Genomic DNA, 16,249 nt, shown 5'->3' on the forward strand with positions numbered 1-16,249 from the left:
AAAAGGATCCTGTGATGCAGAAAACCCTCAGTTATGCCGCCCTGCTGCTGGTCAGCCAGTTCCCGCAACTGGCACTGGCCGATACCGATGTCTATCTCACCAACAACAGTCCTGAACCGCTTCAGATCGACATCAGCCAAAGCGGCAGCGGCCAGTTGCAACCCGGCAGTCAGTGGAGCCAGCACCGCACCGAACTGGGCCCATGGGAGAGTGCCATGGTACTCAGCTTCAATCGCTATGAGGGGGTCAAGGCAGGCAAGAGCTATCTGTTCGAAACCCGCGTGACCACAGCGGGTGGCGACGTCTATCGGCTCAACCAGCTGATGGAGGGAACCTGGTGGAACACCACCTTGCAGCACGGTGGCGAGACACCGACCAGCGCATCCGGCTGGCAAAACGATCGGGCGATCCACCGAGTTACGGGGCCACAAGATCTGGCCTTTGCCGCCAAGTTCACCGGCCGTTACGACGATTTGCACTATATGATCACGCCTCCCCAAAAACGGGAGCAACCGGAACCGGCAGAAAACAGGCTCAAGGTGGCCAGCTACAACGTCTGGGCGCTGCCGGTGATCGCCTCCAGCATCGGCGAGCGGTTGACCTTGCTGCCTGATTATCTCAAGGGTTATGACGCCCTGCTGCTGCAAGAGGTATTCGATGGCCGCCGCGAGGGCTTTTTACAGGCGCTGGCGAAAGAGTACCCCTACCAGACCAAAGTACTCGACAAGCCCGGGGTCAACATTCATGACGGCGGCGTGGTGATCGTCAGCCGCTATCCCATAGTGCGGGAGGCCCAGCTGGTCTATCCCCAATGCACCGGTACCGACTGCTTCGCCGACAAGGGGGTGATGTACGCCGAGGTGATCAAGGAGGGCAAGGCGTGGCACCTGTTCGCCACCCACACCGCCAGCTTCGACACCGACGAGGCGCGCAAGCTGCGCCAGATCCAGTTCGGTCAGATCCGCTCTCTGGCAGCCAGCCTCAAGATCCCGACCACGGACACCGTCATCTACGGCGGCGACTTCAACGTCAACAAGCGCAAGTTTGCCGATGACTACGCCAACATGCTGGCCAATCTGAACGCCCATGAACCCGCCTATGGCGGCTATACCGAAGCCACCTTCGATCCCAGGATCAACCCCTATGCCGGTGGCCCGCTCTCCGGTGGCGCCAACGTCGAGTATCTGGACTATCTGGTAGTGAGCCGGGAATATGGCAGCGCCAGCCACAACCTCAACACGGTCTGGATCCCGCGCAGCAGCGATGGCAGCCTCTGGCCCGCCAGCAACCTCTCAGACCACTTCCCGGTGAAGGGAGAGATCAGCCGATGACTCGCCGTTACGGGATACTGGCGCTGGCTATCCTGACCCTTTTGCTGGTGAATCTGGGCTGGCAGGAAGAGCAGCCCCCAATATCGCCAGAACGGTCGGAGATGCCCTCTCCGGCCGATATGCAGTTACCAGCAGAACCGGGGAGCCCGCCTCCCCGCATGCCAAACGCTGAGGGGATGGATGGCAAAAGCAAAGAAGTGCCCAGCAGCTGGCAGGCGATGCCGGATGAACTGATCAACCAGCTTGCCAGCGAGATCAGCGACAGCGAGTTGCCGCTGGCGCAGCGTGTGAGCAATCTGGAAGCAACAGAGGCCGGGTGGCTGAGCGAGGGGGAGAGCCTGATCCGGTTACAGGGGCGCTATGCCCTGGCGCTAGATCAGTTGGCGCAAGAGAGCGAGCAGTTACCGCTGGCCGAGCGGCTGGACGCCCTCAGCCGCTTGCAGGATCAGTGGGCGGCGGATCATCCGGATCTGGCGGTGGATCTGTTCAACCCGAATGCCCGCCTGCAGCAAGCTCGTCAGCTGTGGGGAGATGAGGAGCTGGCCACCCTGGCCCATCACTTCCTGCCCGCAGAGAAAGCCGAAGCCACGCTGGCGTTTGCCGAGGCGCGCCAGCAACAGCTCGATCAACGCAGCCGCTACCAGCGAGAGCTGGCCGAGCTGGAGCAGCAACTGGCGATCAGCCAACAGCAGATGGACCCTGCCCTGTGGCAACAGCACAAGGAGGAGGTATTGAGCCAGTGGCGTCGTGACTTCTTCGCGCGGGAGCAAGGCAAACCCTGAGGTCAGCGCTTGCCTTTGAACTGCTTGACGCTGCGTTTGGCCTGAGTGCGGCGATTGGCCTGCTTGTCACGAGGGGGGCGCTTGCCCTCCCCGCTGGCAGGCTGGTCGGTAACCGGGAACCCCGCCAGATCGCCCAACGGCAGCTCGCGGCCGGTCAGGGTGCGAATGGCTTGCAGCATGTCACTCTCGCCATGACAAACCAGCGAGATGGCCAGCCCCTCGCGGCCAGCCCGGGCGGTACGACCGATACGGTGAACATAGACGGGGGCGCTGGCGGGCAAGTCCAGATTTATCACCACCGGCAGCGCCTCCACATGGATGCCGCGCGCCATCAGGTCGGTGGCCACCAACACCCGAATTTTGCCCTCTTTGAAATCGCCGAGCGCCTGCTCGCGCACCACCTGCTCCTTCTCGCCATGAAGGGCGGCCACCGCAATGCCCGCCTTGGCCAGCTTTCTGGCAACCCCGTCGGCATCATCCCGCGCACTGATAAAGACCAGCACCTGCGGCCATGCCTGCTCCTTGAGCAAGCTGATGAGCGCCGGGACCTTGCTGCTCTTGTTGACCAGATAGAGCCGCTCTTCGATCTCGTTCACCACGCTGTTGAGGGGGGTGGCCTCGATGCGGGTAGGCTCGCGCAGCAGGCCGTTGGCCAGCGCCTCCAGCTCGGCAGGCAAGGTGGCGGAGAAGAGCAAGGTCTGGCGATCCGCCGGAATAAAGCCGAGCAGCGCCTTGATGTCGGGAGCAAAGCCCATCTCCAGCAAGCGATCCGCTTCATCCAGCACCAGCAGTTGCAAACCATCCAGCCCCAACAGTTGCTGGGTCAGCAGATCCCGCAGCCGCCCCGGCGTGGCGACCAGCAGCTGTGGCCCCAGCGCCAGCTCGGCCTGTTGCCGTTCCTGCGCAACGCCCCCACACAACGTCACGATACGCAGCCCCAGCGCCTCGGCGCCCTCTTTAAGCGCAACAGTGACCTGAATCGCCAGCTCGCGAGTTGGCACCAGCACCAGACCCTGCACCTGGCTGGAGGCAGGATCCAGCCGTTGCAGCAGCGGCAAGCCAAACGCCAGCGTCTTGCCGCTGCCGGTCTGGGCCAGCGCCAGCAGATCCTGCCCCGCCAGCGCCGCCGGAATGGCCAGCTGTTGGATGCGGGTCGGCGTCTGCAAGGTGACGGGCAAAGAGGCCAGCAAGGCGGGATGAAGGGCAAGTTCGCTAAAGGTCATGGCGCTACGTCAACAAAGAAGTGGGAGGCGAAGTCTAGTGAGCGGGGGCCGAGAAGTAAAACCCTATCCATGATGGTTTGGCCAAGGGGCGCTGACGACGGGCTGACTACACTTTAGCTGACCCATCACCAAGAGAGACTCGCCATGACCAGACACATCCCCCTTCTGCTGCTCGTGGTCACCCTGCTCGGCAGCGCCACCCTCGGCCTGTCGCAGACTCCGGAGAACGACGCTGCCCCCGAGCCGCCTAAACCGATGCGCATCCTCAATGCCCACCTTGGCGAGCTTCCGGGGCTGATCAATGCCGACAAGACAGGCCCCTTTGTCGATCTGGTACACGCCATCGATGACCTCTACCCCGATGTAACCATCAAGATCACCATCTACCCCATCGCCCGTGCCATGGCTGGGGTGATCTCCGGCAAGGCTGATCTGGGGCTGCCCGCCATCCGCAACCTCAAGGATATCGATATGCTGGCTTATCGCTTCAGCACCCGCAGTTTTGGCAAGGTTGCCCATGTGATTTACAGCAATACCGCCTATCCGGTCACCACGGATATGGCCTATGGCATAGTGCCCACCAAACGGGACCTGCTAATCGAGGCGGTTCCCGACTATATGCCCTTCCCGGTGCAGCGCTCGATGAGTATCGAGCAGTCACTGCGCAAGCTCTCGCGCGGCCGTATCGACGCCTTTGTCTGGGCGCAAGAGGAGGCAGACCTGATGCTCAAGCAGCTGGGGCTGACCAATATCAGGCGAGAATTTTTCGGGGATTTCGAGGATGTCTTCATCATCCAGAAAGGGGCTGCTGGTGATGAGATGGACGAATTTCTCCGCCAAGCCATCGATCAGCTGGCCGCCACCGGCAAACTGGCCGAGATTTACGAGAAGATCCACCGCCCCTATGTGGAGTGGCAACCCTCCCCACCCACCAAGGCTGAACCGGCGACCACCCCGCCCGCTACGCCCTGAACAGACAATTCCCGCATAAAAAAATCCCGCCGAAGCGGGATTTTTTATGGCTTGCAGCCTTACAGCACGGCCAACGCCGCAGCGTAGTTCGGCTCGTCGGCCACTTCGGCGACCAGCTCGCTGTGCAGCACCTTGTTGTCACCATCCAGCACCACGATGGCGCGAGCGGTCAGACCGACCAGCGGACCGGAAGAGAAGGCAATGCCGTAATCTTCCATGAAGGCCGCACCGCGCAGGGTGGAGAGGGTTACTACCTTGTCCAGACCTTCAGCGCCGCAGAAGCGGGACTGGGCGAACGGCAGATCGGCGGAGATGCACAGCACAACTGTGTTCTCCAGCGCGCTGGCCTGCTCGTTGAACTTGCGCACAGAAGTAGCGCAGGTCGGGGTATCAACGCTCGGGAAGATGTTCAGGATTTTGCGCTGACCGGCAAAGCTTGCCAGGGTCACGTCGGAGAGATCCTTGGCCACCAGGGAGAAGGGCTTGGCTTGCTCACCGGCGACCGGGAAGTGACCAGCGACAGAGACCGGGTTGCCTTGCAAAGTGACTGAGTTGCTCATGTGTTATGTCCTTTATTGGTGTAGTAAAAATCCGGGTGATCAGTATAGGGGCGGCGGGACCAGACAAACACCCGCGAAGACAAGGGATATAAAGTGGTTGACCTTGGACTTAACACCAAGGTTTAGACTCCTTCTCGGTAATCAGGGATCTCGCAGGGGCGGGATCCATCAAGAGGGACTCATCATGAGCAAATCCTGCTGCAATCATCAGCACGCCGCCCCCATCAAGGCCGTCAGCAAGGCGGCCCCCGGCCAGAGTGAGCATCACCACGATAGCCACTGCTGCGACAACACCACGCCCGTCAGTTGCTGTTCAACCCCGACGCCTCATGAGCACGCATCCCGTGACAGCAATGAATCCCCCGGGGATGAAGAGCCTCCCCGAGGAAGCTGTCACGCTCAAGCGTGCTGCAGCGCCCCCTTATCGCCAGCTCACGATCATAAGCATGAGCATGGACATGGGCACGATATGCCCCCTGCCGACCCTCTGGTTGCGCCTGCGCAAGGTAACAGTCGCCACAGCTGGCAGGTGTTGGGGATGGATTGCCCCAGCTGCGCCCGCAAGATCGAGACCGCCGTCAGCCGGGTGAGCGGCGTGCAACAGGCGCGCGTGTTGTTTGCCACCGAGAAGCTGGTAGTGGAACTGGCCCCCGGCCTCTCCCCCGATCCCGTCACCGCCGCCGTGCTGGCCGCCGGTTTCCAGCTCAAAGGGGAAAGCGCTGACAAGCAGGCAGCTGGCCGCAAGCAAGCTTCACAACAGCCCCTGCAAGGCAATCTATTCGGTAACTTTTTGGGCAAATATTGGCAGCCCCTGTCACTGGCCAGTCTGATGCTGGTTGCCGCCCTGCTGCCGAAAGAGCTCGGTCAGCCGCTCTTTACCCTGGCGACCCTCTGGGGTCTGTGGCCTATCTCCCGCAAGGCGTGGGCGCTGACCAAAAGCGGCTCCCCCTTCGCCATCGAGACCCTGATGACGGTCGCCGCCGTGGGGGCCCTGTTCCTCGGCGAAACCGCCGAAGCGGCCATGGTGCTGCTGCTCTTTATGCTGGGTGAACATCTGGAGGCCTACGCCGCCGGGCGCGCCCGGGCCGGAGTGACCGCGCTGATGGCGCTGGTGCCTGACAAGGCGCTGCGCATCCGTACCACTGCCGAGGGCGAGGTGCGGGAAGAGGTCGCTGCCGATGAGCTGCGTCCCGGCGACATTATCGAAATCGCTCCGGGTGCCCGCTTGCCTGCCGATGCTCGTCTGCTCGACGCCCTCGGCGCGTTTGACGAGAGTGCCCTGACCGGTGAATCCATTCCGGTGGAACGTCGCCAGGGGGACAAGGTGCCGGCCGGCAGTCTGGCGGCGGATCGGGTACTGCGCCTCGAGGTAGTGTCCGAACCCGGCAACAACGCCATCGACCGCATTCTGCACCTCATCGAGGAAGCTGAGAGCCAGCGCGCCCCCATCGAGCGCTTTATCGACCGCTTCAGCCGCTGGTATACCCCGGCCATGATGCTGGTCGCCCTGCTGGTGGTGCTGGTGCCACCCCTTGCCTTCGGCCAGAGCTGGGACGAGTGGATCTATCGCGGGCTGGCGTTGCTGCTGATCGGTTGCCCCTGCGCGCTGGTCATCTCCACCCCGGCAGCGGTTACCTCGGCACTGGCCGCGGCCACCCGTCAGGGGGCACTGATCAAGGGTGGTGCTGCGCTGGAGCGACTGGCCCATATCGACACCGTCGCCTTTGACAAGACTGGCACCCTGACGCAGGGCAAGCCGCAACTGACCGAGCTGGTGAGCCTCAATGGCCAACCGGAGACCGAGTTGCTGGCACTGGCGGCTGCCATCGAGCAGGGCTCCCACCACCCGCTGGCCCGCGCAGTGGTCGCCAACGCGACCGAACAGGGGCTGACGCTGGCGGAGGCTCGCGACCTGCGTGCCCTGCCGGGCATGGGGGTTGAGGGACGCATCAACGGTCAACTGTGGCAACTGCTGGCACCGAGCCGGGTGGCGACCCTGAATGTGGAACAGCAGACCCAGATTGCTTCGCTGGAGCAGCAGGGCAAGACCGTTGTGGTGCTCTGCCGGAGCAGCGGCGACCATGCGCTGCCAGTCGCCCTGCTGGCGCTGCGGGATCAGATCCGGCCCGAGGCGGCGGCCGCGCTGCAAGAGCTCAACCGACTCGGGCTCAACAGCATCATGTTAACCGGGGATAACCCCCGTGCCGCCGAGGCGATCGCCACCGAGCTGGGCATGGGCTGGCGTGCCGGTCTGCTGCCGGAGAACAAGGTAGAAGAGATCGCCAAGCTCGCCAGCTTGCAGAAAGTCGCGATGATCGGCGATGGCATCAACGATGCCCCCGCCATGAAGCGGGCCAGTATCGGCATCGCCATGGGGGGCGGCACCGATGTGGCGCTGGAGACCGCCGATGCGGCGCTGACCCACAACCAGCTCGGCGGTATTGCCGCGATGATCCGGCTGTCGCGGGCGGCACTGGCCAATATTCACCAGAATATCGCGCTGGCACTGGGACTGAAGGCCATCTTCCTGGTCACCAGCCTGCTCGGCATCACCGGCCTGTGGATTGCGGTGCTGGCCGATACCGGCGCCACCGCGCTGGTGACCGCCAACGCCTTGCGGCTGCTACGCAAGGGTTAAGCCAGCCAATGGCATCCCAGCCAAAAGCCGTCCCCCAACCGGGACGGCTTTTCTTTTTCCTCTCACGGCCCCCCGTAAAAGAAAAAGCGCGCCTGCCGGTCGGCAGTCGCGCTTTGCTTACTCTCTCGGAGTTATCCCACCCTTGGCAAGGTGGAATTCAACCCGGGGGCGCCGAGCCATCCCCCGGACTCAATGGCTTGCTTACTTGACGCTGCACTCCTGAATGACGGCAGTACCCGCCTTGACGCCAGCCGGGTCAACCTTCACCAGCACACTCCACAGCCCCTGCGGCAGGGTGATGCTGTTATTGGCACTGCCACCCTTGGAGAAGGCGAACGAATAGCCGGTTTCAGCGTTCAACGCGCCGCCACCGTTGAGCAGATACTCCTTGCTCCAGTCCTCGTTGGCCACCTTGAACTCGGTGCTGCCGGCGTAGTTGAACGCCGCCTGATAGATGGCGAGATCACCGTCCATCCCCTTGTAGCTCAGCTGGTACTGGGGCTGAGCATTCCAGCCTGAAAGCTCACCCTTGACGAACAGGTTGTAGCCGAGCGGATTGCCCGCCACCGTATCCAGCACCTTGCAGCTCTGCACCGGCTCGGTGAAGCTGACGCTCAGGGTCGGTTTGTCCTTGTTCATGGCGGTGAAGACAAACTTGTAGCTGCCTGCCTTGGCCAGATCGACACCGATATTGCCGGTTTCTCCCCCCTTGCAAAGGGTCAGCGGAGTGCCGACCACCAGCTTGTCACCAGCGTTGCAGCTGCCGTAGTTGACCGGCCCCCAGCTGGCGTCAGCGATCTTGACGTTGGTGGTACCCAGCTTGTCGGTGCTCACCTCGGTAGTGAACTCGTACATGAAGTTGCCGCTGAAGGTCATCTGGTTGGTGTTGCCCCACTCATCGAGGAACCCCTTCAGATAAACATCGGTGTTGCCAAACGGTGGCAGGGTGCTCAGGTCGGTCTTCTTGCTGACCGGCAGGCCCGCGCCCTGTGCACCAGACTGCGGCTTGACGAACACGGCGGCAGACCAGGCCCCCAGCGTCAACTGGCCGTTATCATAGGCGGCGCCGCTGGCGATGCTGTCGACTACGCGATGCTTGCTGCTAAGCACCATACCGCTCAGATCGATCGGCTGATCGTTGCCGTCACGGAAGTCGCCGATGCTCTGGCTCTGGTTGCTGGCGTTGATCATCACCACCAGACCGTCGATGGCCGGATCCAGATCCGTCCCGGCACTGACGCCATCATCCACCGTCATGACGATAAGGCCGGGCACCTGATCCGGGCCAGTATTGCGGAAGTCGACCCGCTTGATCACCTCGGCACCGCTGCCCAGACGCAGCAGACGGGAGGAGTTGCGCAGCTCCGCCAGCTCCTGATAGAAGCTCACCATCTGCGCCATCTCGGCCGAGCCCGGCTTGGCATGCTTGCCGAGCACCTGCTCGATCAGCGGATAGTTGTCGCCATCCTTGTCCTTGCGCGGCAACCCCTTGTCGAAGTTGTTGTCGCCCAGGGTGTAGTCGACCTTGTTGTACCAGTCGCCCGAGTCATAGCTGTCCCGCTCCATGGATTTGGAACGCAGCAGCTCGACACCGGCGTGGGTGAAGGGAATGCCCTGACCCAGCATGGCAGTCGCCAGCGAGACCCCCTGCATCCTCACCAGATCGGCTCCGGCAGGCGCCTTGTAGATCAGGTTGTCGAACAGGGTCTGGTTGTCGTGCTTGTCGACATAGTTCTGCACTTCCACCGGATCCTGGGCATAACCGGCGCTCTGACCGTTGTAGTCGATCTCGGCGCCTTTCTTCGGTATGCCATCCTTGTCGGTCAGCACGAACTCCTTGAGGTTGCCCGCCATGCCGAGCCGCACCAGATCGGACTGGTGCAAGGCCGTAGCCAGATCCACCTTGCTCATTTCGTTAGGATCGACGAAGGCACCGTTGCCAAAGCCCTGGGTCTTGCGAATGGTATCGCCGCCGTCGAACGGACTGCCGCCGCGCACTGCATCGCGCAAGCGGTCGGAGAAGGAGCCGATACCGGTACCGCCCAGATGCTTCTGGGTCGCCTGCACGAAGCGCTTGTCATCCTGCACTTCGCCGAAGTTCCACCCCTCGCCGTAGAAGTACATCTCGGGATTGACCTTCTTCACCGCGGCCAGCGCCTGCACCATCTGATCTTTCGGATGGTGGCCCATCAGGTCGAAGCGGAAGGCGTCGATCTTGTAGTCACGCGCCCAGGTGACCAGAGAGTCATCCATCAGCTTGGCGAACATGGCGTGCTCCGGCGCCGTGTTGGAGCAACAGGTGGAGTTCTCCACCGAGCCGGTCTCCGGATTGAGGCGCTGATAGTACCAGGGCACTATCTTGTCGAGCACCGACTTGGGACCGAGCCCGGATTCGTTGGTGTGGTTGTAGACCACGTCCATCACCACGTTCATGCCGATGTTCTGCTTGATGGCCTTGACCATCTCGCGGAACTCCAGAATACGTTTGGTGCCCTCGGCGTTGGTGGCGTAGGAGCCTTCCGGCGTGGTGTAGTGGTAGGGATCATAACCCCAGTTGAAGGAGTCGACGCCGCGCAGGTAACCGGAAAGCTCCTGCACCTGCGGATTATCCTTGCTGTCGCCCCCTTGCAGGTCGGCCAGCACATCTCCCACGGTCTGACCGCCACCACAGTAGTTGCCAAATTTGGATGTTTTCACATCCGGATTGACCTGACAGAGCTTGCTGAAGTCATCGCCGAGATTGGCTACCTTGGCCGGATCCTCGTTGACGGTAGCGATATCGAACACCGGCAGCAGGTGCAGGTGGCTGACGCCGCTTTTTGCCAGCGCTTTCAGATGGTTGACCGGTACAGAGTCGGGCTGGGTCAGACCGACAAACTTGCCGCGCTTCTCTTCATCGGTGGAGGCATCGTTACCGGTCAGGTCGCGAATATGGGCCTCATAGATGGTGATGTCGGCGGGGTTCTGCTGGCTGTGGGGCGCCTTGAGGCTGTCCCATCCTTCCGGTTTCAGGGCCGGATCGTCGAGATCCACTACCTGACTGAACTCGGAGTTCATCGCCAGACTCAGGGAGTAGGGATCGGTCACCTCGTAGTGCTCGACCTTGCGGCTCAGCGGGTGGTAGACCTCCATATCGTAGCGGTAGAACTGGCCGATCAGCTCGCTGCCCCCTTCGTAACTCCAGCTGCCGCTGGCGCTGTCGAAGGTCATGGCAACTTCACCACTCTTCTGGTGGCTGGCGTTGTAGAGGGCCAGCTTGACCGACTTGGCGGTCGGCGCCCAAAGGCGGAAGGTCACCCGGTTACCCTCCACCACGGCGCCATAGCTCAGCTTGGTCGCCTCTGTCGCATAGAGAGCATCGAGAGCACCGGCGCTCTGCACCAGGGTCGCCCCCTGCAGGATACCATCGGCATCGGTGCCGATAGCCACCAGTTCCCCCTTGAGCAGGGGCTTGAGATCTTTACCAGCAGGCAGGGCAAAGGCGGCGGCATCCTTGAGATGCGGATATTTGGCCTGCTGCTCGGCAGTCAGGCCGGTCGCGGTCAGGCTGATATAGGGGAAATCGAACACCCCATCGGCATTGGCCTTGATGGTGCCCGAGTCGCTGTAATAGAGGCGAACGTGGGGCTTGTCTTTGCCCCCTTGCCAGATCAGGGTATTGCCATCGATAAGATGAGCGCTGGCACCCGCTACGCCAAAGGCGGCGGTAAAGGCTTCGGCACGGCTGCCAAACAGATCTTTCTTGCCCGCGACGATGGCCACGGTGCGATCCGGATGCTCACTGAAGCTCACCTTCATATCGCTGCCGGTCAGGTTGGCCAGATCGCCGTTGCGAGCGATAAAGTTGATGCACCCTTCCACATTTTTGAGCGGAACGACCCAGGCCGGACCAAAGCTGTCGGCAGTGGCAGGTGTCTTGCTCTTGTCATCCCAACCGGTATTCAGGCCACTATCAGCCGTTGCCTGGCAGGCGTCGTTGTTCCAAAGGTGCAGGCTGTGGCTGTCAAATGGTGCCTTGGCCCCCTTGGCTACCGACTGGGTATCAACCAGCGCAATGACCACCTGATTCTCCCCGGCAACCAGCAACTCTTTCGGGGGATCCATCTTGGGCAGACGGGCGACAGGCCCATCGGTGACTTCAGGTGTAGGCGGTGTAGGGGGGACGGGGTTCACACCGGAGGCATCAGAGCTGTTGTCATTACAGCCAGACAAAAGCGCGAGCAGTGAGGCTGTTACCAGCGCCACTTTGGTCTTTTTCATATCCATATTTTTATAATTCCCGCTGTAGTTAGTCTCGATAGTCGAGCACCCGGTCATTGCCAGGCGGTGCCATATTAATCAGCGGCAATCGATTCAAATGTGAGCGGAAGGGCAAAAAAACCATCCAGTTTCAACAAGATAACGTTTTCAGACTGAAACTTCGATCCGGCTCACAGACCTCGTGGCCATTTGGCCTCATATCTGGAAAACGGCAGTCACGGGGTCAGAAAAGCAATGTCTGATCAAGTGGATAGACAAGGAGTAAACAATGAAACGGATTGAAGAGCAGGCAAGACGACTCGATCAGGAGTATCAGGCGATCGGGCAGCTGTTCGACCAGTTTTGCCAGCAGGCTGGCACCCTGGCCGAGCAGTATCACTTCTTCAACTGGCCAGATTATGAAGACTCGCCCCCGCTGAGCCGCGCCTTCACCCTGCTGGGGGAACCCCGCGAACTGCGGCTGCGCTGTCAGCCCGGTGAGCGCTCCGCCCTCAATGGCCTGATCCAGGTGGTCTCGGAGGATGGCACCATAGATGCCAGCCTCGGGTTTCGCGCCGATGGTCAGCTGCTGCTGGAGTCCGGCAAGCTGCTGGACAACCCGCCCGGACTGCTGCTCAAGCTGCTGCTCGGCGCTGTGTGGCAACACAAGCCCCAGGAGGAGATCACCGGGCAGCCGCACTGACATCAGGGAACCAACGGCACTGAAACCAAGGGGGCCAAGGGCCCCCGTTATTTATCCTGTTCGCTGGCGATCTCGATGGTCACATGCACCAGCTCTTCATGGATCGCCAGCCGCTCACGGATCTGCTGCGCCGGTAGCGGATTGACCATCAGCAAAGAGAGCACGCAGGCATACTGCTGCTGCCCTACCCGCCAGACGTGCAGATCGCGGATCTCGGTCTGTGGCAGTTCGGCGATGACCTCGCGGATCTCCGCCACCAGCGGGGTATCCATCTCGGCATCCAGCAGCACCCGACCGGAGTCGCGCAACAGGCCCCAGGCCCATACCGCGACCAGCCCGGCACCCACTATGCCCATCAGCGGATCGAGCCAGTCGGCCCCCCACAGCATGCCCCCCACCAGCGCCAGAATCGCCAGCACGGAAGTAGCCGCATCTGCCAGCACGTGGATATAGGCGGCACGCAGATTGAGGTCCTGATGGCCGTGGTGATCGTCATGGTCATGATGATGATCGTGATCGTGATGCTCATGATGGTGGTCATGCCCGTGTCCGTGGTGATGGTAGCCGTGATCATCCTTGAGCAGCCAGGCACACGCGAGGTTCACCAGCAGCCCCACCAGCGCGATAGCGATCGCCTGTTGATAGTGGATCGGGCTGGGATCGAGCAGCCGGAACACCGACTCGAACAGCATCAACCCAGCCACTCCCACCAGTAACAGGGCGCTGGTGAAGCCACCCAGCACCTCGATCTTCCAGGTGCCGAAGCTGAATCTGTGGTCGCGGGCGAAGTGGCGGGCGGCGCGGTAGGCCAGCACAGAGAGACCGAGCGCCAGCGCGTGGGAGCTCATGTGCCAGCCATCGGCCAGCAGCGCCATGGAGTTGTAGAACCAGCCGCCGCCAATCTCCGCCACCATCATGATGACGGTCAGCAATACGGCCCAGCGGGTCTTCTGTTCGGCCAGCGGATTGCCCTCGTGGATGACGGGTTGATGGCAGTGTGATTGAGCGAGGGATGACATGGATTTCTCCTGAGAGCGATGATGCAATATACTATACCCCAGTATAGTTTTGTTGATCGAGAGGATCCGTCATGTCCCACACCATTCACGACAAAAAGAAGCTGCTGGCACGGGTGCGCCGCATCAAGGGACAGGCCGGTGCGCTGGAGAGCGCGCTGGAGCAGGAGAGCGACTGCGCCGCCATTTTGCAGCAGATTGCCGCCATCCGCGGCGCCGTCAACGGCCTGATGCTGGAGGTGCTGGAAGGGCATATGCGCGAGCATCTCGGCGCCCCCGATGCCACCCCGGCCGAGCGGCTGGAGGATCTGGATCAGGTGGTCAGCGTCCTGCGATCCTATTTGAAATAAGCAGGATGGCGGCGCCATCCCTTCAGGCTCGACCAGCGTCGGGCTTGAGCCACCGCCAGCTTTGCGCCATGATGTCCAGCCCGGCTGACCGCCGGTTTTACTGGACAGTCAATTTCAAGGATCCCCCATGTTTGAACACGTCGATGCCTATGCTGGCGACCCCATCCTGACGCTAGTCGAGACCTTCCACAAAGACACCCGCGAGCAGAAGGTGAACCTGGGGATCGGCCTCTATTACGACGAGCAGGGGCGTATTCCGCTGCTGCCGTCGGTGCAGCAGGCCGAAGCCCAGCGCGCCGCCGCCCCGGCCCCGCGCCCCTACCAGCCGATGGAAGGCGCCGCCAACTACCGCACCGCAGTGCAACACCTGCTGTTTGGTGCCGACCATGAAGCGGTCAAGGCGGGACGTATCGCCACCATCCAGACCATCGGCGGCTCCGGCGCCCTGAAGATCGGCGCCGATCTGCTCAAGCGCTACTTCCCGACCTCCGAAGTGTGGGTCAGCAACCCGACCTGGGACAACCACAAGGCGATGTTCGAGGGGGCCGGCATTAAGGTGCATGACTACCCCTACTACGATGCGGCCACTGGCGGCGTGCAGTTCGATGCCATGATCGACTGCCTGAGCACTCTGCCGGCCAAGAGCATCGTGCTGCTGCACCCCTGCTGCCACAACCCGACCGGGGTGGATCTCTCCCGCGCCCAGTGGGATCGGTTGATCGCGCTGGTGGTCAAGAAGAACCTGATCCCCTTTATGGATATCGCCTATCAGGGTTTCGGTGACGGACTGGAAGAGGATGCCTACGCCATTCGCGCCATGGTGGCCGCCGGGGTCAGCTTCTTCGTCAGCAACTCGTTTTCCAAGAACCTCTCCTTCTACGGCGAGCGCTGCGGCGGTCTGTCGGTCATCTGTCAGGATGCCGAAGAGGCGAGCCGGGTGCTGGGTCAGATGAAGGCCACCGTGCGTCGCAACTACTCAAGCCCGCCCACCCACGGTGGCCAGATCACCGCGGCTGTGATGAGCCAGCCGGAGCTGCACGCCCTGTGGGTCGGCGAGGTGACCGAGATGCGCACCCGCATCAAGGCCATGCGCCAGAAGCTGTTCGAGGTGCTGAGCGCCAAGGTGCCGGGCCGCGATTTCAGCTACTTCATCAACCAGCGCGGCATGTTCAGCTACACCGGCTTCACCCCGGAGCAGGTAGATCGCCTGCGCGAAGAGTTTGCCGTCTATCTGGTGCGCTCCGGTCGCATGTGCGTGGCGGGCCTCAACAGCCGCAACGTCGACTATGTGGCCGACGCCATGGCGGCGGTGCTCAAGGGCTAATCCGCATCAGCCCCGCTTTGGCGGGGCTTTTTTTGTTTGTTGCGTTCGCGGTCACCTCTTGATGGATCTGCTCACCCTCCCCCTGCTGTGAGAGAATGCCAGCAGGTCACGCTGTATCGTACTGATTCAGAGCCTGTCTTTTCATCCGCTTATCTTTATCCACTTCAGGAGCCACTATGGATCTGATCGCTCTCTCTCGGCTGGGAGGTCGCCATCTGGTCACCCTACACCTGCTGCTCGACAACCAGAGCGTCACCCGCACCGCCGAGCGGCTCTGCACCACGCCTTCCACCGTCAGCAAAACCCTCAACCAGCTGCGGGATCTGCTGGGGGATCAACTGCTCTACCGCCAGGGCAACCAGCTGCTGCTCACCCCCATGGCCGAGCGACTGGCCCCCACCCTGCACCGGCTGCTGGGGGAGCTGAACGGCCTCACTCGCCAGAATGCCTTCAACCCCCAACAGTGGCAGGGCAGCTTGCGGCTGGGATTGCGCGAGAGCGTGATGACCTGGCCGGTGGGCCCCATTCTGGGTCAGCTGATGCAGGAGGTGCCGGGCATGGTGCCGGAGATCTGGAACAAGGATGAACAGGGGCTGGAGGCGCTGGCAGCGGGCAAACTCGACTTCGTGATCCTGCCCCATGACCAGAGCCAGCCGTTGCCGCGCCAGCCCGGGCTGGTGTGGGAGACCCTGCGGGAAGAAAAACTGGTCTGCCTGCTGCGCAAAGACCACCCCGCGCTGGCCAAGCCCTGGGATCTCGATGCCTACCTGAGCTGGCGCCATATCGCCATTCGGGATCAGGAGCTGGCCAACCCCTTCTTTGAGCAGAGCCTGGCCCAGCAGCAGGTGCGGCGCCAGATTGGCGCCACCCTGCCCGATTTTGCCAGCGCGGCGGCCCTGCTGCCCCAGACCGACCTGATCCTCACCGCCATCGGTGGCTGGGCGGCCTGCATGGCCAGTCAGCCGGATCTGGTGATGCGTCCGGCACCGTTCGATTACGGCAAGGTGAGTCACAGTCTGGTCTGGTATGGCCCGGCCGGTGATGGCTCGGCCCGTCACTGGTTCCGCCAGCGGATCCTGCAACTGGGTCGCGAATTGATTGAGCCCTGAGC

12 protein-coding genes are annotated in these 16,249 nt (G+C 62.0%); 8 read left to right on the plus strand and 4 right to left on the minus strand.

What is annotated here, in order from left to right; genetic code table 11:
- Positions 1–14: 14 nt before the first annotated feature.
- Both AACT07_RS16530 and AACT07_RS16535 read left to right on the plus strand, forming a co-directional pair.
- Positions 15–1,331, plus strand: a complete 1,317-nt coding sequence (locus AACT07_RS16530) for a sphingomyelin phosphodiesterase (protein ID WP_069528964.1) — start codon at positions 15–17, stop codon at positions 1,329–1,331.
- Complete coding sequence (locus AACT07_RS16535) at positions 1,328–2,113, plus strand: hypothetical protein (protein ID WP_069528966.1); 786 nt, start codon at positions 1,328–1,330, stop codon at positions 2,111–2,113. The genes AACT07_RS16530 and AACT07_RS16535 overlap by 4 nt, the downstream gene beginning before the upstream one ends.
- 2 nt (positions 2,114–2,115) lie before the next feature.
- Here AACT07_RS16535 and AACT07_RS16540 read toward each other — a convergent pair whose 3' ends face one another.
- Positions 2,116–3,336, minus strand: a complete 1,221-nt coding sequence (locus AACT07_RS16540; RefSeq protein WP_069528968.1) for a DEAD/DEAH box helicase — start codon at positions 3,334–3,336, stop codon at positions 2,116–2,118.
- 144 nt (positions 3,337–3,480) lie between these two features.
- On the opposite strand from AACT07_RS16540, the gene AACT07_RS16545 reads away from it, so the two are divergent.
- A complete protein-coding gene (locus AACT07_RS16545) occupies positions 3,481–4,308 on the plus strand; it encodes a transporter substrate-binding domain-containing protein (RefSeq protein WP_069528970.1) in 828 nt (275 codons plus the stop codon).
- 59 nt (positions 4,309–4,367) lie between these two features.
- On the opposite strand, the gene tpx is transcribed toward AACT07_RS16545, so the two are convergent.
- Positions 4,368–4,868: a thiol peroxidase gene (gene tpx, locus AACT07_RS16550; protein ID WP_069528971.1), complete on the minus strand. Its 501-nt coding sequence runs from the start codon at positions 4,866–4,868 to the stop codon at positions 4,368–4,370.
- A 184-nt stretch (positions 4,869–5,052) separates the two neighbouring features.
- Between tpx and AACT07_RS16555 the strand changes: the two genes are divergently transcribed.
- A complete protein-coding gene (locus AACT07_RS16555) occupies positions 5,053–7,506 on the plus strand; it encodes a zinc/cadmium/mercury/lead-transporting ATPase (protein ID WP_069528973.1) in 2,454 nt (817 codons plus the stop codon).
- Positions 7,507–7,707: 201 nt separating this feature from the next.
- On the opposite strand, the gene pulA is transcribed toward AACT07_RS16555, so the two are convergent.
- Positions 7,708–11,772 carry a pullulanase-type alpha-1,6-glucosidase gene (gene pulA, locus AACT07_RS16560; protein WP_139123858.1) on the minus strand — a complete coding sequence of 1,355 codons (4,065 nt, stop codon included), beginning with the start codon at positions 11,770–11,772 and terminating at the stop codon, positions 7,708–7,710.
- A 262-nt stretch (positions 11,773–12,034) separates the two neighbouring features.
- Here pulA and AACT07_RS16565 point away from each other — a divergent pair, with 262 nt between their 5' ends.
- On the plus strand, positions 12,035–12,448 hold the full coding sequence (locus AACT07_RS16565) for a hypothetical protein (protein ID WP_069528976.1): 414 nt from the start codon (positions 12,035–12,037) through the stop codon (positions 12,446–12,448).
- 47 nt (positions 12,449–12,495) lie between these two features.
- On the opposite strand, the gene dmeF is transcribed toward AACT07_RS16565, so the two are convergent.
- Positions 12,496–13,467, minus strand: coding sequence for a CDF family Co(II)/Ni(II) efflux transporter DmeF (gene dmeF, locus AACT07_RS16570; RefSeq protein WP_069528978.1), 972 nt, complete (start codon positions 13,465–13,467; stop codon positions 12,496–12,498).
- Positions 13,468–13,538: 71 nt separating this feature from the next.
- On the opposite strand from dmeF, the gene AACT07_RS16575 reads away from it, so the two are divergent.
- The 3 genes from AACT07_RS16575 (at position 13,539) to AACT07_RS16585 (ending at position 16,247) form a co-directional block, all read left to right on the plus strand.
- Positions 13,539–13,814, plus strand: coding sequence for a metal/formaldehyde-sensitive transcriptional repressor (locus AACT07_RS16575; protein ID WP_058058594.1), 276 nt, complete (start codon positions 13,539–13,541; stop codon positions 13,812–13,814).
- Positions 13,815–13,941: 127 nt separating this feature from the next.
- Entirely contained in the window at positions 13,942–15,138 is a 1,197-nt protein-coding gene (locus tag AACT07_RS16580) for an amino acid aminotransferase (protein ID WP_069528979.1), read from the plus strand.
- Between the two features lie 176 nt (positions 15,139–15,314).
- Positions 15,315–16,247 (plus strand): LysR family transcriptional regulator, encoded by a 933-nt coding sequence (locus tag AACT07_RS16585; RefSeq protein WP_042053292.1) that lies wholly within the window; start codon positions 15,315–15,317, stop codon positions 16,245–16,247.
- The last annotated feature ends 2 nt before the right edge of the window (positions 16,248–16,249 follow it).

Source organism: Aeromonas sp. ANP5, from assembly GCF_963870295.1.
GTDB classification, from domain to species: domain Bacteria; phylum Pseudomonadota; class Gammaproteobacteria; order Enterobacterales; family Aeromonadaceae; genus Aeromonas; species Aeromonas veronii.